We start from the raw sequence: 20645 nt of genomic DNA, 5'->3' as shown, positions 1-20645 counted from the left end.
CGATGCCCGTTCAGCGGCAACGGCAAACGTTGCACCACTAACGGCCGGGACGGCGGTTACAGGTCCGAATCCGCACGCAGGCGGCCCACAGCGATGCAATGTGGGCCGCCTGAGACCACGGCCGTTACTGGGTGTTGACGGTGATCGTGGCGACTCCGACGAGCAGTCCCGCGGTGACGGCGTCGGTCTTGAACGTCTCGTTCAGCAGGCCGGCGGCGGTCTCGGAGATGTGCACGGTCGTGCCCTGCAGAATCGCAGTGTTGTTCGGGCCGGTGGCCAGCGGTTCGAGCGTGCGTCCGTCGAGATCGAACAACACGGCGTCGGTGGCGGCGCTCTCACCGTTGACGGCCACGTCACCCATGAGCAACGAGGTGCCGGGATCGATGACGAAGTTCGTCAGCTCCACCGTGGTGCCGCCGGCGGTCAGCGACAGTCCGCTGCCTGCGTGGTCGATGGAGCCCTGCACGAACGGATCGACCGTGCCCGGCGTCCAGTACTTGACGTTGCCGCCGGTGATCGGGAATCGCAGAGATCCGTCCGCCAGGGTTGCCGTGCCCACCGTTCCCGGGGTCAACCCGAGCGTGGTCAGCGCGTCTGTGAAGCCGGTATCGAGTGCGACGGCGGTGTCCACGCCCGTCAACGCATCGACCTGCGCGGCGGGTTCGGGCTGAGTGGATGTCGACGGGGCGGCGGAGGACGACGTGGACGTCGTCGCCGCCGATCCGCCGTCGTCGCCGGACGAACAGGCGGCCAGCGGGACGAGGGACATCACGCCGATCGCAGTAGCGGCCACGGACTTACGAATGGTGAACATTGCAGCTCCTTGTCGTCGGAATGGTTACTCCACATTCGCCGCGACAGGGCCCACGGATGGTGTTCGACGCCAATCGTTCCCGCGACCGACGGGGCGTCAGCAGTGATGGGACGCCACTCAGATCTCCATAATACGTTGCGACGCAGCAATTTTCGAACCCTACCTAGGCTCAGCCAGGTCGTGGCCAAGGGGCGCATCAGGTCGTGGTCGCCGCGTCGACGCGAGCACCCGCACCAGAAACACCGCGGCGCTGACCGCGACCATGGCCGTCACCAGCAACAACCACCGTTCGAGGTACGGGTCGCGGTTCATCCCCGTGGCGGCGACGACAGCCGTGTCATCTGTGTTCAGGATGCCCGGGAAGAACACCAGCAGGGTCAGCGCGGCGCCGAGGGCCGGCACCCGAACGTGCTGGCGCACCGGGATCTGCCGAACCGTCCAGCTGCGTATCGGTCGCGTCGCTCGATCTGCCACTGAGTAGAGCGGATACAGAACGAAGTCGTGCAGGATCGCCGCACCGACGAACCACACCGCGATCGACTGCCACCACCTGTCCGGATTCCACAGTGCGTCCACCCCGAGGATCCAGACAGCGGCACCCGCGACGACGAAGGACACGACCATGACGGCCGCATGGGCGGCGCCGGCGCCGTACAACCGCCTCATCGATCGTCCTCGCCCGCGAAGTCGATACGCGACACCCACTTGGTGTTGTGGACACCGGGAAGGCCGGGGACGACTACTCGCGCCGGAAAGCCGTGGTCGAGCGACAGTGCCGCACCGTTGACGGTCAACGCGAGGAGCGAGTCCGGATGCCATACCTGGTTCTCCGCCAACGTCGCCTGCGCGAACGCGCCCCCTTGTTCCAGCGACGCAACTGTTGCGTAGCCGTCGGAGACGCCGGTCAGCCCGGCCAGGTCCCGCAGCCGCACCCCGGTCCACTCCTGCGTCGTCGACCACCCCTCGACGCACGCGATCGGCAGCACCGCGGTGTGCTGCTCCATCGCCTGCAGGGCTGCTCGGTCGAGAACGACGCGCGTCGTTCCCGACAACTCCACACGCCACGCTTCCCCTGTGGACGCCGGGTCGATTCCCGCTGCGACCGCCGTGCGATTGACCTGGAAATCGTTCGGGCCGTCGCCATAGGAGCGGCCGCGGGGCAGCAGCAGCGCGGTCGACCGCACCGGGCCGTCGATGGTCTGCCCGATGGTGAGTGCGGCCAGCAGTCCGCTCCCGCCGGCCACGAGCGCGAGGGCCCCACGCCGGGAGATGCCCTCCGGTGCGTGCTTCAGATCCTGCTCCGTCGTCGGCGCAGTCGCCTCGTTCCGATCCCGGAGCACGTCGGACAATGCCCTCTGCCGCAGTGTTCGCCACATCAGCGGGACCTTGATGGCCGCGTGCGAAAGGAACCCGGCGATGAACACCCATGCGCCGAAGTAGTGCGCGGTGTAGAAGTCGAACCCGAAGACGTAGTCGTACTGGATGTTCAGCACACCGGTGACGATCTCGAACAGCACACCACCGACGAGCATCAACAGACTCAGCCGCTCGAGCGCCTGCGCCGGGGATCGGACCGGGGGCCACTGCACCAGCTTCGGCATCACCGACCACAGTTTCGCGAGCACCAGCGGAATGACGATGATGCCGAGCGTGACATGCAGGCCCTGGTTGAGCCGATAGATCCATGCCGGGTCGGTCGGCCAGTCGAAACGAGGAAGCCTCAACCACCCGACGTCACCGGGACGGGCCTGACCGAACTGGGGACCGTACGCGATATAGGACAGCAGCCCGGTCACGGTGATCACCGGCAACGACACCAAAAGGACGGCACCGAACACCGACGTCAACCACGGACCTCGGATCACACTGCGAAATTGGGGCAGAGCAGGCAACGGAACGACCCTTCTACTACCCCGACGGTGGACAGATCGAGCATCGCACGGCGACAGTCGGCCCGTGGGCACGAACACTGACACTGCTCGTGTTCGAGGCGTTGCCAGCTGCGTTGGCAAGCTGCTTCATTCACAGATAAAGCTTGCCGAACCGGCATCTCGATTCAATCGTTATGGGTGGGATACGAGATGCAGCTCAGATGTTCCGATCGCGAAGTCCGGCCGTTGGGTCACCGAACGGTGGCTGCGGCGGTACTACGAAGCGGGGCGTCGGGGCGGTCTTACCCGCTCGCGACCCACTTTTCGGGTGGTCGGTCAACTTACCCGAGCTACTCGGCGGGTCGAATGGGTCGGCGCCTGTACTGCCCGTCCAAGTCCCGCCTCGGTACGTGTCAGAGCCACGTCCCGACGCCGCCGTGCCCGGAGCAGGTCCCGCGGCGTGACTGGGAGAAGGAGTAGGTGCCGTCGTTGCACTGCGCCGAAGCACCCGCCGGGGCGGACGGCGCGGACATCGGCGACTGGACACAGTTGCCGGCGGAGTTGATGTAGGAATCGCCGCCGCACGACCCGCCGCCGTACCCGCCACCACTACTGCTGCTGGGCGGTTCCGGAGCCGGGATGTAGACCGGCTCGGGTGCTGGTGTGTACGCCGGGACCGGGTCCGGCACCACCATCGGGACCACGACCGGTTCGTCGATCGGCGGAGCCGCCGCGACCTCGGTGGGGATGGTGGTGGGCGCCACCGTGGTCGTCGGTGTGGGTGTGCCGCCGCAGTCTGCGAGGATGCCGGCGATGGCGTCGCGTTCGGCGTCGGTCACCCAGAGCCGGTAGTCGGCCTTGACCTCGACCTGACGGGCGACGTAGGTGCATCGGAATGCCTTGTTCGGCGGCAGCCACGTTGCGGCGTCCCCGTCGCTCTTCGCTGCGTTGATCGGGCCGCTGACGGCCTGCAGGTTGCGGGGATCGTTGGCGAAGTTCCGCAGCGTGGTGGCGTCGAGCTGCTGGGCGCCCTTCTGCCAGGCGTCGGACAGGGCGACCACGTGATCGATCTGCACGTCCGTCGAGGACGTCTGTCCGCGGGTGAACGAGACGGAGGTGCCGGTGTACGGGTCGGCGAGGACGCCGGCGGTCACCGTGCAGCCGCGGGACACGGCAGTGGCGACGACGGAGGTGAGGTCGCGCCGCAGAACATCGTTGCGGGTGTCGCATCCGTTGTGACCGGCGTCGACGGTGACATCGTCGGACCAGGCCTGACCGAAAGTGCCTCGGTCGTATCCGGTTTTGGGGGCTCTGCCCTTCACCTCGAGTGTGGACAGCTGAGTCAGCGCCGCCGTTGCCGCTGCCGGGGACTCGACCGTGATCGGGGTGCTCGGCGCTGCCAGCAAGGTGGCCGCAATTGCCTCGGCGGTGGTCGTGACCGGCGGCGGCACAGATGTGGTCGGGGCGCTGGTGGTGGCGTTCTCTGCCACCGATGTGGTGGCGGGGACGGGCTCGGGAGGAGCGAGTCGGCCGACCAGGATCAGCAGCACCAGGACTGCCAGGGTGATCCAGGGCCACCGACGGCGTCGGCGCCTCTGTGCTGGCGGGTTGCCGGGGTGGTTGTAGAACGGGTCGTGCGGACGGGTCATCGAGATCCTCGGTCAAAGGGGGTGCCGGAGTTGGACGCGGACCGCGCCGACGTGAAGATCGGCCAGACCGGTACGGATGTTACGACCGGTACGGATGTTACGACCGGCACGCAGCCGCTCCCCGGGTGGCGCGCGAACCCGACGGGCCCGAAGGGTCACCGAGCGCGACTACTGGATTGGCGCGCTCACGACCGCCGGCATGGTCGGCTTCTTCTGCCCGTCCCCATGACACCGGTGCTCTCCGGCCTGCTCTACGAGACACCCCGCGGCGTCGCCGCAGCGGCGTTGGGCGTGCTCATGATCCGAGGGACGCGCCGAACTCGACGGTGACCTGGACGATCGTCGGGCAACTGTGTGCACGACCCGCTCACCGGCGCCGTCGTCACATGTCACAGTGAACGAACAGTTCCCGTGCGGGCCCACCGGAGTGTCCAGGAGCCTTGCTCTGGCGCGTCGACCGTGCAATTCTCCTGGTTCATGTCTCAGAACAGGGTCGATGGCACGATGTGAAAAGTGACAACGAGGAGTCGCGGTTCCATGAGTACAGTCAGCACCGACGCGGCACTCGAGACGCCCCACCGGGTCGACGAATCGCGGACCGCGGCATTCAAGTCCACCGTCGTCGACCTGCGCTGCGAAGTCGACCGCCTCGACACCGAGATTCTCGCTGCCGTCATCCGACGCTCAGAAGTGGCCCGCCACCTTCGTCACGCGCGCGTGGCGAACGGCGGTCCTGCGCTGGTGTACACCGACGGTGTCGACGTCTTCCGCAGTTTCGACGACCTGGGCCAGGAGGGGCGCACGCTGGCCGCACTCTTGCTCCAGCTGGGACGTGCCGGGCGTCGACATGGGGTCGCTGACATGCCCCGACCGGGCGAGAAGAGTCGGGAGGACTGAGCGAGGTACACCCCGCTCAGAGTGGGATCCGAAGGAGTGTTGCGGGACGCGCTTCTCAAGTCGGCGGCGTGCGATTGGGCAGTGGCGCGCTGCTGTCGCCGCCCGTGCCGTTCCCGGAGGCGGTTCTGATCTTTCACCTCCGCGAAGAAGCCGTGTCTTTCGCCGTGCCCATCCTTGTCGGCACAAATCATGTGACCGGTACTGCGTCAGCTGAATCGTCGAGCGTTGACGACAACCCCTCGGGCCTCGCGTCAGACAATCCACTGTTACCGCACCATCCTCGCGGTGGAACCATTGTTCGCTCGACGCTGGTCAGGACCGATGCGATATGCACCTCACCACAAGATGTTAAAGACCCTGGACGTGGTAACCCCGCCTCAGGATTGAGGGTCATTACCTCGCTCGGTCCCATCTGGGCGCTCACTGCACCACTGACTCGGCGGCCACGAGCGGCGCAGATGTTCCGCAACGGGGTGGCAGTCACGAAGCCCACCCGAGATCCACGGACGCCGCATCCGCAGGCAGTGAAGGGCTCGTCGCCGCCGCCATTGGCGCAGTTCAGCGCCCTCTTTCAGCGGACGAGGTCCGGTGACCGCATCGGCCGTGCCACACTCATCGTGAAGCGAGCGAAACAGAGCGGGAGAGACATAGGGGGCTAGCAGTGGCGGTACGCGTCAACGTGACCCCCAGCCTTCTCGAGTGGGCAACCGAGCGTGCTGGTTGGGACGATGAGACTGCACGACGCCGCGCCCCGAAGCTCGACGAGTGGATCAGCGGCGAGCAGCAACCAACGCTCCGGCAGCTAGAGCGCTTCGCCCAGGCGACTCACACCCCCTTCGGACTGCTCTTCCTGTCTGAACCGCCGAACGAGCCGGTGCCGATCCCGGACATGCGTACCGTCGGCAACGCAGTAGTCCCTCGGCCGTCTGTCGATCTGCTGGACTCGATCTACATCTGCCAAACCCGCCAGCAGTGGTACATCGACTATGCGCGCGATCGCGGTGCTCCCTTGTTGACGTTTGTGGGCTCCGCGACCAGGGATACGCCTGTGAACGACGCCGCGCGGACGATCCGAGCGGCCCTCGACTTCGACCTGACCGAGCGCGGTATGTTCACGACGTCCGACAATGCCCTGCGCCAACTCATCGATCGCATCGAAGCAATCGGTGTGCTGGTGATGGTCAGTGGCATTGTCGGTGGCGACACCCACCGCGCCCTCGATCCAGAAGAGTTCCGCGGGTTTGCTTTGTCTGATCCGATCGCTCCCCTGATCTTTGTCAACGGGGCAGATACCAAAGCTGCGCAGATCTTCACGTTGATTCACGAACTGGCCCACATTTGGCTCGGCGGCAGCGCTCTCTCCGATGCCGCAATGGTCGCGCGAGGCGGCGTCGCCGAGGAACTGTGGTGCAACCAGGTCGCAGCTGAAGTTCTGGTCCCGCTGGCCGCACTTCGCCGCGACTACCAGGGTGAGCCAACGCCGAACGAGCTGACACGCCTTTCTCGCCGATACAGGGTCAGCACACTGGTCATCCTGAAGCGCCTGTTCGACGCACGCTTTCTCGGCTGGGAAGACTACCGAGATCGGTACGAAGAACAGCGCAACCTCGTCATCGAGCTAGCGAAGCGTCGCCGCGGAGAAAATTCCGGTGGAAACTACTACAACACACAGCCTCTTCGACTCAGCCGCCAGTTCGCGCGGGCGGTCATTGCCAGTACATATCAGGGCAACACCAGTTTTCGTGACGCGTTTCAACTGTTGGGTACCAGAAAACATGAGACCTTCGAACGCCTCGCTGACGAAATCGGGGCAAGTTGATGTACTTGATCGACGCGAACGTACTCATCGAGGCGAAGAATCGTTATTACGCCTTTGATATCGCGCCCGGGTTCTGGGCGTGGCTTGAGGCGGCGCACGCTTCTGGAGAGGTCGGCAGTATCGAAGCGGTGAAGACCGAGCTGGTAAGTGGGGCCGATGAACTTGCAGCGTGGGCGCAGAGGAACAGTTCGTTCTTTCAGCCTGTCGACCAAGCCACTACTGCTCATTTTGGGGCACTGACTGCATGGGCCGTATCCCGACCGTTTACCCCTGCTGCACTCGCCGAGTTCGCCGGTAATCAAGCCGACTACCTGTTGGTAGCCCACGCACGCGGCCATGACCACGTACTGGTGACACATGAGCGCTCGGACCCGAACTCGCGCAAGCGAGTGAAGATTCCTGACGCCTGCGCCGCGATCGGTGCTACGTGCATGGACCCGTTCGAGATGATGCGCCGAACCGGGGCGAAGCTGCAGCTGAGCACTTGACCGTCGCCTTCGTGGAGGAAACGGTGTCGCCATCTACAGCCCGATGTCGTTGACGGCGTTGCCGATCAAGGGAGTGTTCTCTCGTGCGTACCGTTCGAGCATGGCGGGCGTGGCGTGGCCGGTCTGACGCATGATGGCGTGGGCGTCGGCACCGTTGCGAAATGCCTGGGTGACGAACCCAGAGCGAAGCGAGTGCCCACCGAGCTGCGCGACGAGGGTGGGGTCGTAGCCGGCGCGTTCGGCACGGCGTCGGATGATCTTGTGGATCGCAGCCCCTGAAACTGGTGTGGTTCCCAGGTTTCCGTTTTTTGCGATGGCGCGGAACAGCGGTGCACGTGCGGCCACCCGTGGCACACCCCCGCGGCACACATGCTTGTCGAACGGGTCGCGACTACGGAGCAGTCGTATGACCGAGGGTCGGCCGCCCGCGTCGAAGGCAGATACAAGCTGCACCCACCGCACGTACGCGCAGGGCGGGCACGTCGCGTGGGACTCAGTCGTCGGGAGTGCCCGGACGACGCCACGGCCTTCCTGGTCGGTCTTGGTCTTCCTCAGTCGGATGTGCAGTCCGTCCTCGCGGTGCAGGCTGACGTCGCGGCTCTCGAGGTCGGCGAGTTCGGATCGGCGGAACGCGCCGGCGAAACCGAGGAGTAGCAGTGCGCTGTCGCGGCGCTCGTAGACGTCGTCGGCCCACCCGTCGCATTGGGCGCGGGCGGTGTCGACGAGGTGTCGGATGTCGGATACCAGCAACGGCGCTCGTTGGGTGCGGGGTCGATCGCCAGCGGTGGCGTACTGCCGGCGGATGCCCGCCAGCGCAGCCGTGACGAGGTGGTGCTTCGTGGGCGAGGCGTGTCCGGTGGTCTGGTGAAAGTGGTTGATCGCTGACGCCCACGCCGACAGGGTGCTGGCGGCGTATGCCCTCTCCCCCGCCGCGGTGACTGTGTCAGCCGCGTCGACGAGATACGCGGCGACCGTGACGGGGTGCGCCGGGAGGGCGATGTGCCCGTTGCGGATGCACCAGTCTGTGAACCGTCTCCACCCTGCGGCGTAGGCGCGGCGGGTGCCGGCCGAGCGGGACGACTCCACCGCGGCGGCGATGCGTGCGGTGACCGCCGCGGGGATCGCCGGCGCTGCCGCGCCCTCCGACGGAGCCGGGACGGCCGTCAGTGGGGTCAACGGGGCCGCTTCGGCAGGTCGGGAGTGCATATCTGCAGCCTAGACCCCTCGTCGGACACGGTCGTGGGCGAAAACCGAGCTGAACTGTAGTTTCGAGACATAATGTGCGTTAAGTGAAATTAATATTTTTAACTTCAGAAGAACGCGGGGCGACGCGACAAGTGTGCGCATCCGGCCCTGTGACCGCCTCTGCGGTCACCGCGATTGAGCGACAGTCAATCGACAGAATCGCAGTTCAACGCCATCGCAAGATTTCGCCTTTACCGTATCCGGCCCTGACGGACGGCGTATGCAGCCGTTATTGGACGGCATCGCTTCTGCGCACTCAGCGCATGAGACTTCGCCAAACCCCGACGAACAGTCACCTGGCGGGGGCTACCAATCAGCGCAGACGCAAGACCACCAGGGCGTCGGTGTCGTTGCTACGCAGTTTCGTCACTGTGACACCACTGAACGAATAGTGGGCGGCGTCGGCAATGCGTCTTTGGTACCCCGTCTGATACCCGATGGTTGATCGCACCATAATTCGCCAAGACCATACGGACCGCCATACCTATGGCCGTACGGGCGATCATGTGAGCGGTTGCCTCCCAGGCCATTCTGCGGGTTGTCGGATTCCCCCGTCACGCGGTCACCTCGGGCGCTATCAGGTTTGGCTGCGATACGGTTCAACACCATCGAGTACGACAGGTCACCGTGAGTACGGGCGGGTACCGCTCCCCCATTGACTGAAGTGCGCGCGCAGCACCCGCTTAAACCATGTCCTCGCCTTGAAGTTAACGGGTCACTTCAAAGCCGGTCCGTAAGCAACGCTGTGAGTGGCATTCACAAATGCTTAATAGCATTTGTTCGTTGCGGGCAGGGCTTGGCGGTGCTCGATCACTGCCCTGTTGCCATTGCGCCAGCTGTCGAGGAAGTGGCGTTGAGCTGACACAGATAACCCATGGCCCTGGCCTACAGTTGAGGCCTTTGCCGCAGCGCACGCCACGCCCCTGAGCCCGTCGTACTATCACGGTCGAGGACGCTTTCGCGCGTCCGCAACCGACGCTCTTGTGGTCTTGAACTGGTCATATACTTACGGTCGAACACATGCCCGCACACAAGCCCATACGCATGGCCATACGTCTGTACACGCTCACGTACGGCACTATGCCCGCACATCACGCTGCAATGACGCTCTAGTAACCACCCACAACAATAGCGATATGCGTGATCTGCGCACAGCGCGTAATTACGCACGGTGTTACGGCCAAAAGCGTAGCCTTATGATTGACGCTCATTACGGCCCGAGTTGCTCCCACTATCGTGTCCGTAGTGAGCGCCGCGCGTATGGCCCGATGCCGCGCTGTCGTACAGGCACAACTTCAGTCGCTATAAGCGACCTTGACTACGGCTAGACTCACGCCCTTAACGATCGCCCTGCGCCCGGCTGTCGATACAGTGCGCCGTCAGCCTTTCCGATAGGTCGAGGGTGCGGCCGTGTCGCTGCACTGCACCCCGGCCGAGATGCAGTACTTTTCTCTGGGTGACGACATCGGGAACATCGCGAACTCTGCTGGTCGCCAATCAGAAAGGAGGCGTTGGTAAGAGCTCCATCGTGTCCGCGGTGGCCGGCATGGTCGCTGCGGCGGGTCGCAGAGTGCTGGTCGTCGACGCCGACCAGCAAGCCAACGTAAGTTCCTCGGATCTAGGTGTCGAAGGCGACGGCGGTAGGGGTTTGAGCATGGCTCTGCAGTTCGCTCAAGAGTTAAAGCCCATCCGCAACGTGCGCCCAAACATGGATGTCATTCCCGGCGGACCTGCTCTTGCGGTCGTCGCATCGGTTGCAGCCACCGCGGGCCAGACAGGGATTGACCTTCGCGCGAATCTCGATCACACCCTGAACTCGTTGTGCGCGACAGAGGGATATGAGCTGATTCTCATCGATTCCGGGCCCGGCGACGCGCCTCTTCTTGATGCGCTGCTCGGCACGGCCAGGTATCTCATCGTGCCCACCAGGGATGACGACGCAAGCTTGTCTGGGGTTGAATTACTCGCTCTTCGGTATCTCCGCGCACGACAAGCAGGGTCCGTAATTGAGCTCCTTGGCGTGGTGCTCTTCGACACCAACCCCCGCGCTACGGCCCGAAATCGCGACGTTTTCGAGCAGGTCAACGACCTACTCGACGGCAGCGGCGCGGATCCATTCGAAGCGTTCATCCGGTCCGACAGAGCCGCTGCGGTCGATCTGCGAACTCGACACCTCACCCCGTTGGAACTCGTCGAGGCCGCTGAGTCGGACCAGAAAAACCGATTGCAGCGACTTCGCCAGAAGAGTAAGCCGGGGGAGCGATTGTGGTCACGAGACCCCTCCGGCCTCGCCAGCGACTACCAAGCCCTCACCCGCGAGATCCTGACCCGCGTAACCCGTGCCGAACGTCAGCGTGTCGAAGGTGGCGTCGCATGAGCAGCCGCAAACGGCGTGCGGCCTTCAATCCCGAGCTCCTGGGGGATCTGGCCGATGTTCTGCCACCTGTAGAGCCCGTGCGAATTTCGGGCGACCACGATGGAAACAACGACAACGACCCTGTGAACACCGACGGAGCGGTCGAGCCGACGGCCACTCTGTCGATTGTGGGGTCGGGTGCGACGGACAACGATTCTCACAAGGGTGATGCAGCCGAATCTGCGCCGCAGCAAGGGTCGACTCCATCGTCATCAGGTCCCCGAGGCGAAAACTCAGCGACTTGGCAGGACTACTCGGAAACCGCCACGACAGCCGTTGTCGTAGAAGACACGAACACGCGTCGCCGTACGGACGCGCGTCGGCGTAACACCCGGCGCGACCCGTCCTCACCATCGAGTCGCATCGCGCCCCCGGAAGTTGCTCTGCCACAAGCTGTCTACGTCGCGTTGAGGTCGCTTACGCTGGACGAGCGCAACTCGAACCCGGCGACCGCACGCTCATACGGACAAGTAGTTCTCGATGCTGTAGAAAAACACGCGGACGAGTTGAAGGCTCACTGGGTACGCGCTACGGGCAGTTCTTCAACAGGATTGTTCAAACGCGCTGAGGTCGGCAGACCGACACGTAGGCGGCACCAAGAACCGCGGGCACGCGTACCCCTCGCAGGGGTCATCAATGCGGACGCATCTCTCCTTGACCAGCTAGCCATCGATTGGGGCGCCGGGAGTAGGAGCGCTTTGGTCGAAGAAGCCCTTCGAAGGTACCTGGACGTTTCTCCTACAGTTTAGTAGTGGAACGGGTTGCTTGTGCACCCACCGGAACGTAGCGCGTTGACCTGTCGCTGCAGACTCCCGCAGATCCGTAGCACGCTTTTCGTCCATCGGTTACACATCTCGAACGGTCGACACGTCCCAGTTATGCGCCGAGGATCGTGATGGTTGTGGGCGTGGTGTTGCGTCGTTCGGATGCGATGGTGGCGGTATCGACAGCGTCGAGCAGGGTGTTCAGTGATGCGTAGGGGTCGTTGTCGGGTCTGTATCGGGGTTCGTCGGCCATGATGGAGTCCCAGAGCCCTTCGTCTGGTGGTGCGATGCCGTCGTCGACGATGACGGCCGCCGTGGACACCGGTGGGGGAGTAGGGGTGCGTTGGGCTTCGCGTTCGGCGAGCCACTGACGCCAGATGACGCGTTCGGCTCGGTGCCGAACAGTGCGCGAGCGTAGTACAGCGGCGAGGCCGTTGCGGTGGGCAATGTCGTCGAGCTCTGTGTCGCCGAGCTGGACGTATCCGTCTGTGACGGTGAGCAGGCCGGCGGTGCGCAGGTCCAGGACGGTGTCGTAGCCGCTGGATCGCCCGATCCGCACCCGCTGGAGCAGAGTATCGACGGTCATGGGGCGGTCGGCGGCCGCGACTGCGTCGTAGAGGACGCGGTGGCGGTAGCCGATGATGCTCCACGCCGGATGGACCGTCTCGATGGCGACCGACCGTATTTTTGGCTCTGAGCGACCCTGTGCCGAGTTGTCCCCGCCAGGGGGTACCAGGGCATAGCGGTCGGCGTTCTGGCCGACGCCGCGGGCAATGAGCAGGACAGGGGATCCGGGAGTGTCTCGCAGGCGCGCCAGCACAGACCACACGGTGGTTTCCGGCAGCAACCCTGCTGCTGTGGACAAAGACCGCCCACCCAAGGCCACCACGGGAACACCCTCGATGACTTCTCCTGCTGTCGCCGCACCCCATGCCAACGCCTGCAGCACCGCGTGGATGGACCACCGATCCCGCCGCGAGGCGTATTCCCGGCCGACCCAGTCTTGCGCCCGAACCAGCCAGCCTGAGACGACCGGATCGGTAGTACCCCCTGTGTGCTTTAACTTGTGCCCCGTATGCCGGACTGGTTCGGGCAGCGACGACGCGGCCCAGTCGAGTGCACGTGCGATGTCGCGGCGAACTGCGCCGAGAAGATCGCCATAGTGGGCGTAGGCGTTCCGGACGCCGGCCCACTCTTGTGTGTCGAGGCGTGCGGCGATGTCATCGGTTGTAGCGCCGGAGAGCACGGCGTGCGCGATGACCGACTGGCGGGCCTCGGAGCGGGACGCCCACCGCGTCCGGTCGAGCCGCCCGGTGGCGGCGAACGCACGCACCGCCGCCGGTGGGGGTGTAGTACGGCAGAATCGGCTGTGCAGCCGAGCTGCGCGGCCCGTTCCGATGACGCGCTCGGCGACCGTGGTGTTCCGGATCTCGTCGTCGACAGTGCGCACCGCCGATTCTGTGTGTAGGCGGGCGTGGGGGAGTCCGCCGAGAAGTGCGGCGAGGCAGGTCAGGACCGCCGGTTCAGACCCGATGGTCAAGATGTCGGTCGCGGTAGCCAAGTCACCGACCAGGTGACGGTGCCCGCCTTCCCGGCATACGGACCCGGGGACAGTGATGCATCCGGTCGCGGCGTTAGTCATAGGGACGATGTCCAACGTCGGCAGGCGAGCGGCCAACAGATTCAGCAGAGGACGAAGCTCGGCAACGCCAGCGGTGACGCCGGGGGCTAAAGGAACCAGGACATGGCGGCCGCCGCTGGTGGAGACGTCGACGATCGCGCGGCCACCGGTCTCTGTCAACCACCCGAGAACCCGCGCCACGTCCGCCTCGACAGCGGCGGCGCCGTGAATCTTGGCGTCGAAGTCCAGTGCGAGCACCCGCGCACGCCCATGGGCGAACAGCGGCACCGCCGCCGGCACGAGCGGCCGTTTGCTCGTCAACGCACGCGATGAGGTGAAAGACCGCGCCGCCGCGTCGTACACACGCATGGACCGGCGCGCCGCCACCATGGGCGCCAGGCGCCGCCACACAGCGTCCGGTGTCGACATCGGCGACACGACACGTGCATCGATACTTGAAGCTTGATCAGGGCAGCATGTACCCTGAGACCTGTCCAGCAAGACAGTCCCTTCGGGGATCAGCAGCACCGAGGTTCGAGTTCCCGCTCGTTCCTAATGACCTTGAAGCCCTCGGCCGCCCCGCCGGGGGCTTCGTCATATCGGTGCTGTTCTATGAAGCTCGTCGGCATCCTTTCCGAACGAGCGTTGTGTCACTGCGCTCAACCCGTCAACGGCAGCTCCTGCGAGTCGTGTTCGAAACCACCTGCAGTCAACTCTTCGACAGTGCTCCCAGCGGCGCGCGCGGTCAGCTCGGCGAGCAGAGCTCCCAATGTGATTCCACGCTCCGCAGCCAGCGCGGTGAGCTGTTGCTTGACCTGAGGGTGCACTTTGGTGTTCATCTGTACCGGTCGATAGGGCAGTTGTGGGCGCCCTATGGGACGTGTTCTCGGTGGCCTAGGCACGGCAGGAATGTTGCCTCGAGACCCCGCGGGTTGTGCCGCGACACGCCGACACCTCGAGAGACTTTCAGATAGCCGGGTCGAGTGGACACATGTCACGTGACAAGACCCAGCGGTCTGGACGGATGTGTGGAGAACCGCCCATGCAGTGGGCGCAAGGACGCGCCAGGTGCTTCCTGGACCTGCATCAGGGTGCGTTGTACCCTGAGACCAGACCGACACAGTCTGTCCCTTCAGTTGGTGAGCAGCACCCGAGGACGAAGTTGGCCCTTCGTTCTTAACACCGAACCCCTCAGCCCACGGGCCGGGGGGTTCGGTGTTTATAGGCTCGCTCGTTTGTTCTGCGCATGTGGATGCCGCGCAAATTTTCGGAGCTGAACTAGCCCGTCAGTGGCAGTACCTCCTGGCTGAGTGCGCCGCGTAGTTTGTCGGGCCGGCCGACATGAAGACTGAGGATGTCCGAGACATAGGCCGTCGTCTCCCTGTAGCCGTGCTGTGCTGCCGCCGCGGTCAGCGCCGCGTAGACCTCCGTCGGGACTGATCCGAGACGAGTAGTCGGACCAAGATGGGGACGTCCCATGAGGTGTACCTCCTTGTCGAGTTCGGTGCAAACAACCACGGACGGCAAGTTGATACTGCCCTGCGACCGGTTCCGCGGGGGGAGGACACGCCGTAATCGCGACCCAAAATAACCGGCACCGCCCTGAGGGACACTGTCTTCATGGATCTAGCTGGACCACCCCTCGCTCGCCTCCCGCATCCGAAGTTCCGGCTCCCCGTCGCCGGAGACCTCCTCAGCGTCGACTCATCCAAGCCTGTGCAGCGAGAGATGAAGATGGCTGATGAGCTCGGGGGCATCTACGAGCGCAAAATCTTCGGACATCGACTCGTGGTGGTGTCCGATCCGATGCTGGTCAACGAGGTCAACAACGAGAAGGTGTGGGCAAAGTTTCTCGGCCTCCCGCACCGCAAGCTACGCGGCATCGCGGGCGACGGGCTGTTCACGGCGTTCAACTCCGAACCCAACTGGCAACTGGGGCATTCGGTACTCGGCCCAGCCTTTAACAAAGCCGCGATGCGCCGCTATCACCAATCCATGCAGCGTTCCATCGACGGACTGCTGACGACCTGGGACAACTTGTCCGCTTCCGAATCGGTCGATGCATACGAAGAGTGCTCGAAACTAGCGTTCGACGTGATCGGGCGGTGCGCCCTCTCACACGATTTCGGAACGTTCGACGGCGACGTGCCGTTCGCCGAAGCGATCGCTCGGGCGCTTCGCCACGTCAATCGATCGTCGAACGATGTACCCGTGGTCCGAGCCGTCACAGGTCGATCCGCCGCCCGGCAACACGGGGAAGATCTGGCGTTGATCCGGGATACTGTCGACTCGCTCGTCGAGAGCCGGATGCCCACTCGCCGTTCCGGCGTCAACGGGAACTCAGACCTGCTGCAGCACATGTTCGAAACGGTCGACCCCACGACCGGGAATGGTCTCAGCGTCGACAACATCAAAAACCAGATCATCACCTTCCTCGTTGCCGGGAACGAGACGACTGCGTCGACCATGGCGTTCGCTCTGCATTTTTTGAGTCGTGACTCGGACCTGCTGCAGTCTTTACGTGACGAGGTGGAAAACGTCGCTCCTGATGGTGGCGCGGTCGAGTTCGACGACGTACCGAAACTCCGTCGCGTTCGCCGAGTGGTCGACGAGACGCTACGTCTGTGGCCGGCTGCACCCGGTTACTTCCGCAAGGCGCGTGAACGCGGCCCGGCCGAACTGGGCGGCTACGAGATTCCCGAAGGGTGGGTCTTTATTCTCCTTCCACAGGTACATCGATCTGCATCCTGGGGGGCAGATGCCAGGAGCTTCGACCCCGATCGGTTCATGGTCGGCAGGATGGACCATGCCCCCGACCGTGTATACAAGCCGTGGGGGACAGGTTTGCGAGCGTGCATCGGTCGTCAGTTCGCCCTTCACGAGGCGGTGTTGGCCCTTGCTTCCATCGTCCGACGGTACGACGTGGTCCCTGACGGCAAATACGAGCTGGACGTAAGGGAAGCCATCACGTTGCGACCTCACGGTGTTCGATTGCAGCTCTCGCGCTGCGATTAAATGTAACGTCTGGTCTCGCCTAGTCGGGGAGAGTACGCGCATGGATGTTGTGAACAGTTGGCACTTGGTCGAGACGCTGACACCGGGAGCGATGACGGTCGTCAGTTCAGGCGGGAGAACCCGGAACTGGACGAAGGTCGACCGTCTCTCACCCGGATCGGACATCGACCTGCCCTCTCTCATCGCGCGCGCCTGCCTCTCTCGGCAGGTCCAAGAACACCGGGTCGCGAGCCGTCGCGGCACATTTCTGATTCGTGTGGTTCCCGTGTTGGGGCCCTCCGGCGAGGCACACGGCGCTCAACTGTGGCTGGGCGAGTCCGACATTGTTCCTGACCCCCCTCGTATCGTTTCGGGGATCTCGTGGTTGCTGCAACGCACGGTGATCGCTCAGTCACTCGAGGCGGCCTTGATGTCCGGTGTGGACCCCGCCGATCACGTCCCTGAACGCACGCCCGCCGAGTACTACGCCAAAGCAGTCAAGTTCGATGATTCGGAGTCGCTGTTCGCTGCGGCGTTGAACCCGGAGCACGGCAAAAGCTGGGAAGGCCCGATGTCCGTCCTGCACGCCGACGGGCACATCATGCGTTGGCACTGCTGGGGCAAGGGGCGCACGGACCCCGGCAACGTCGGTCTGCGACTGCTGTGGCACGACGTCACCGACACGACCCCACCTGACAAGCCGACGCTGCTCGAACTGGGCCTGCCCAGCGCACTTGAGAGCGCGGGCACCCGGATGGCGGTGTTCGATGCACACACCGGAATCCTGACAATGTGGCTGACGGATGCCCCAGAGTGGGTCCGATGGAGGGATGTTGCCAGCGGACGCGATGTTGTCCATGAGGAAGATCGATCGGTCCTGACCGATGCCCTTGACCAGTGGTCGCGATCTACTCATCAACCCGTCGTCGCGCTCGTTCGCATCAGGGCCAAGGACGGCGCTAATTGGCGGTGGCAGCGCACGGAAGTGGAGCTCCGGCCTTACCCGGGACAGTTGAGCGAGCGTCTAGTCCTTGCCGTGTTACCCGCGTCCGCGCCGACGTCTCATGACGGAGCGGCAGGGATTTCGGTCCGGCGGCAGTCGTGATAGTTTCGCCGAGGCACTCCACCTTTTAGGTGGAGATTCCTGTTGGCCGAACGGCCTTCAGACGCAGCCAATCCATCACGGGTGCAATTTCACTCCCGTGACGTCGATAAATGCGTCTGGAGTTGTCTATGTCGTGTCACGTGCCGCTGCACCATCAGGCCGGCTCACCTCGCGGGCGGCGGCGAACGCGTTCGTACGCCGCTACGACGCGTGGAACGGGATACCGCAACACTTCCGCGACCTTTGATGCGGTCGAGTCACCCAATCGGCTCTGGCCCCGCTCCAGCGCCCCGATGTACTGGGGGCTGACACCCACCTCGGTGGCCAGCGCGCCTTGGGTCAACCCGCGAGAAGTCCGCAGGTCACCCAAGTATTCCTCTTCTTCGGCTACGAAAACGAAGTCGCTGATCGGCCGACCCAGTTCCTGTGCGCAACGAGCCAGCGAGTCAATTCGAGGGTGCGATTGCCCCCGCTCCCATTGCGAGTACGTCGACGACGCGACACCCACGAGACGGGCAAGTTCAGCCCCGCTGAGGCCCATGGCAAGGCGACGTGCCCGGAGTTGCTCTGGCGCGAAGCCTCGCAGTCGCCGCCTCAACGAAGGAACCCCACAAGTGGACACGATGCCACTTGCGCCGAAGCTGTAGCACATAAAGGATGTTTAGATGCTACGGTGAAACTGGTTGTTTAGACCGTCGATGTTCGAAGGGGGCCATCCAGCGACTTAGAAAAGTCCCTGAACGCGCAAGCTGATTGCCGTCCGCGTAGCGCGTCCAGGGACCAACCCACACACCAGAAAAGGGCGTGGTGGCTCCAGGTTACTTACCTGCGCAGCTTCGGTCACAAATTGTTCATGACCGCTGCGGTACATGCCCCTCCGAGTCGAAGACCCGGCAGCCGCCCGCTTGCCCGTCATCTTGATCAGCCGTTGTTCTTGGCTCGGCCATTTCAGTACCGGCGACCCAAGCCGACCGTTACGCCATTACTCGCGCTCGCGCACCCGAAAGCTGGCCCTCGCCTTCGGTCGCGCCGCTCCGTCCGTGGCGGGCGTGATGGTTCCACCATCAACGACTTTTCCCGAAGCTGCTCACTGTCACTGCAACGCCGCACTATATGAAAGGCACCCCAGCCATGTCTCCTCAGCAAGGAATCGGCGGCCGACACCGCAGGCGTAAGGAACGAGCTGTCGTCCTGACGGCCGTCCCGATCGCATTCGCTGTGGCGATGGGTTCTGCGACGGCGAACGCCGCTCCGCAGGACTTCGTCACCGCTCCCGACACCGCCCAGTCCGGCACCACCGACACCACCCCGGTCCCGGCACCGACCCAGCAGCGCGAGTTCCTGCCCGGCTTCACCCCGTCCCTGCAGGTACAGCAGTCGCAGTGGCGCAGCTACGACGACTACCAGTCCGGCCGCCAGCAATCGTCCACCGTCCAGACCACCTACTACGCGGCACCTACCGTGCAGCCTGCCCCACAGGTCGGACCCCCGTCACCGATCGCGCCGCCTCCCGTTCCCACCGTCGACCGCAAGATCATCGCTCCGGTCGACGCACCCGAGGGCACCATCCTCATCGGCAGCCAGGCCATCGCCCGACCCGACTGGGTCGACGCTCGATTCGCCGAGCAGTTCAACAACTCCGCCTCCGCCCTGCAGGCGGACGGCGCCAACGCTCTCGTGAACGCCGGCCTCGTCGACGCACCGCAGGCCGACCGCACCGCCGCAGGCGCGGCGACGGGCATCGTCGTCGGCGGCGCTGTCGGCGCAGCCGCACTCGGTGTCCCCGCCACCGCACTCGGCGCTGCCGGCGGCGGACTGATCGGCCTCGGGGTCGGCGCGGCCACCGTGCCGTTCACCTGGTGGGCACCCAGCGTCGGGTGGGTCTTCGGACCCGGAGTCGGCGCAGCCATCGGCGCAGGAGCAGGAGCTGCGGCGCTCGGCGTCCCCGCCACCGTCATCGGTGCCGGCATCGGCGGCGCGATCGGTGGTGCCATCGGTGCGACCGCACTCGGCGGTCAGCAGACCACCATCACCGAACCCGCCCCTGTTCCCGCACCCGCACCCGAGGCACCGGCTCCCGCCCCCGCCGCGCTGGTGTGGACACCGCCGCAGGACGTCCAGCAGGTCGTCGACACGGCCCCGGCCTACGTCGAGCAGGCCCGCCAAGCAGTCACCGACGCGCCCGGTGGCGCGGACGTTCTGACCGCGGTCGACACCGTGATCGCCGACAACGCCCCCGCGTTCGATCAGGGCGCAGCAGCTCTGACCGGCGCACTGTCCGCTCTGACCATCGGGGCCTGACCTTTTGTCGGGTGCGGCCGGCACCGCTCGTCCGCACCCGACGCTCGCCCGATCCGACCGAGGAGGTCCCGCTGTGGCTCATCCCAACGACAGCGCAGCCGACGACTGGTTCGCCGCCGCGCCGCCCGCCACGGGCGAACGCTCGCCCGTCCCGACCGCCAGTCCCGCCGCGTCCACCGATACACCACCGAACCGACGCCTCACCGTCCTCTCCGACCGAAACACCGGCACGGACGACGACGGATGGCTCGCGGACGCTCCGACACCGACGTTCGACGCGACGACCGAGACCCTGCGCAGCGGAGCCGCCGGCCCCGCTGCCAGGCCCTCGTGGTGGCGTCGTCACCGGTCCACCGTGGCGGTCACCGCGTCCCTCCTGGTCCTGATAGGCGCCGTGGGCGTCGCCGCAGCGCTCCTCACCGGAGCCACCGAGGACACCCTCACCGCAGATCCGGCACCACTTCTTCCGACCACGCAGGCCGCTCCTCCTGTCGCGGCGGAGCCGGCAGCTGGCGGAGCTGCCGCCGCGGACTTCACCTGGTGCGCCGGCCAAGGTGCCGGTGAGCCGGTCACCGAGGACACCACCGATCCCGGCCTGAGCGCGATCTGGCGCTTCGAGAAGGCGTTCTACTACGACCGTGACCCGGTCGCGGCCCGCGCC

At 64.9% G+C, this 20645-nt stretch carries 16 protein-coding genes; 8 read left to right on the top strand and 8 right to left on the bottom strand.

Annotation, left to right across the window (positions count from 1 at the left end; all coding sequences use genetic code 11):
• Positions 1-124: 124 nt before the first annotated feature.
• The 4 genes from AC0IX4_RS22360 to AC0IX4_RS22345 form a co-directional block, all read right to left on the bottom strand.
• A complete protein-coding gene (locus AC0IX4_RS22360) occupies positions 125-814 on the bottom strand; it encodes a hypothetical protein (RefSeq protein ID WP_471831233.1) in 690 nt (229 codons plus the stop codon).
• A gap of 159 nt (positions 815-973) precedes the next feature.
• Positions 974-1480, bottom strand: coding sequence for a hypothetical protein (locus tag AC0IX4_RS22355; RefSeq protein WP_471831231.1), 507 nt, complete (start codon positions 1478-1480; stop codon positions 974-976).
• On the bottom strand, positions 1477-2706 hold the full coding sequence (locus tag AC0IX4_RS22350; protein ID WP_471831229.1) for a molybdopterin-dependent oxidoreductase: 1230 nt from the start codon (positions 2704-2706) through the stop codon (positions 1477-1479). The genes AC0IX4_RS22355 and AC0IX4_RS22350 overlap by 4 nt, the downstream gene beginning before the upstream one ends.
• 392 nt (positions 2707-3098) lie before the next feature.
• Positions 3099-4334, bottom strand: a complete 1236-nt coding sequence (locus AC0IX4_RS22345; protein ID WP_471831227.1) for a DUF3761 domain-containing protein — start codon at positions 4332-4334, stop codon at positions 3099-3101.
• 537 nt (positions 4335-4871) lie between these two features.
• Here AC0IX4_RS22345 and AC0IX4_RS22340 point away from each other — a divergent pair.
• From AC0IX4_RS22340 to AC0IX4_RS22330, 3 genes are all read left to right on the top strand, one after another.
• Entirely contained in the window at positions 4872-5231 is a 360-nt protein-coding gene (locus tag AC0IX4_RS22340; protein ID WP_471831226.1) for a chorismate mutase, read from the top strand.
• Positions 5232-5892: 661 nt separating this feature from the next.
• A complete protein-coding gene (locus AC0IX4_RS22335) occupies positions 5893-7050 on the top strand; it encodes an ImmA/IrrE family metallo-endopeptidase (protein WP_471831224.1) in 1158 nt (385 codons plus the stop codon).
• Positions 7050-7538 carry a DUF4411 family protein gene (locus AC0IX4_RS22330; RefSeq protein WP_471831222.1) on the top strand — a complete coding sequence of 163 codons (489 nt, stop codon included), beginning with the start codon at positions 7050-7052 and terminating at the stop codon, positions 7536-7538. The genes AC0IX4_RS22335 and AC0IX4_RS22330 overlap by 1 nt, the downstream gene beginning before the upstream one ends.
• A gap of 33 nt (positions 7539-7571) precedes the next feature.
• Here the strand turns inward: AC0IX4_RS22330 and AC0IX4_RS22325 are convergent, their stop codons facing one another.
• Positions 7572-8744, bottom strand: coding sequence for a site-specific integrase (locus AC0IX4_RS22325; protein WP_471831220.1), 1173 nt, complete (start codon positions 8742-8744; stop codon positions 7572-7574).
• Between the two features lie 1495 nt (positions 8745-10239).
• Between AC0IX4_RS22325 and AC0IX4_RS22320 the strand changes: the two genes are divergently transcribed.
• Positions 10240-11160 carry a ParA family protein gene (locus AC0IX4_RS22320; protein WP_471831218.1) on the top strand — a complete coding sequence of 307 codons (921 nt, stop codon included), beginning with the start codon at positions 10240-10242 and terminating at the stop codon, positions 11158-11160.
• A gap of 915 nt (positions 11161-12075) precedes the next feature.
• Here AC0IX4_RS22320 and AC0IX4_RS22315 read toward each other — a convergent pair.
• Complete coding sequence (locus tag AC0IX4_RS22315; RefSeq protein WP_471831216.1) at positions 12076-14013, bottom strand: bifunctional DNA primase/polymerase; 1938 nt, start codon at positions 14011-14013, stop codon at positions 12076-12078.
• 230 nt (positions 14014-14243) lie between these two features.
• The gene (locus AC0IX4_RS22310; protein ID WP_471831214.1) at positions 14244-14423 is read right to left on the bottom strand and encodes a hypothetical protein; all 180 of its coding nucleotides are present in this window, start codon (positions 14421-14423) and stop codon (positions 14244-14246) included.
• Between the two features lie 781 nt (positions 14424-15204).
• Between AC0IX4_RS22310 and AC0IX4_RS22305 the strand changes: the two genes are divergently transcribed.
• Positions 15205-16599 (top strand): cytochrome P450, encoded by a 1395-nt coding sequence (locus AC0IX4_RS22305; protein WP_471831212.1) that lies wholly within the window; start codon positions 15205-15207, stop codon positions 16597-16599.
• Positions 16600-16663: 64 nt separating this feature from the next.
• Complete coding sequence (locus tag AC0IX4_RS22300) at positions 16664-17683, top strand: GAF domain-containing protein (RefSeq protein WP_471831210.1); 1020 nt, start codon at positions 16664-16666, stop codon at positions 17681-17683.
• Between the two features lie 154 nt (positions 17684-17837).
• Here AC0IX4_RS22300 and AC0IX4_RS22295 read toward each other — a convergent pair whose 3' ends face one another.
• Positions 17838-18335: a helix-turn-helix domain-containing protein gene (locus tag AC0IX4_RS22295; RefSeq protein ID WP_471831208.1), complete on the bottom strand. Its 498-nt coding sequence runs from the start codon at positions 18333-18335 to the stop codon at positions 17838-17840.
• A gap of 479 nt (positions 18336-18814) precedes the next feature.
• On the opposite strand from AC0IX4_RS22295, the gene AC0IX4_RS22290 reads away from it, so the two are divergent.
• A complete protein-coding gene (locus tag AC0IX4_RS22290; RefSeq protein WP_471831207.1) occupies positions 18815-19984 on the top strand; it encodes a hypothetical protein in 1170 nt (389 codons plus the stop codon).
• 73 nt (positions 19985-20057) lie between these two features.
• The coding region (locus AC0IX4_RS22285; RefSeq protein ID WP_471831205.1) for a hypothetical protein at positions 20058-20645 on the top strand (588 nt) is incomplete at its 3' end.

The sequence above is a fragment of the Rhodococcus sp. AC861 genome, assembly GCF_979256035.1.
The sequence above is the reverse complement of the archived record's forward strand: the minus strand, read 5'-3'. Positions and strand labels throughout refer to the sequence as shown.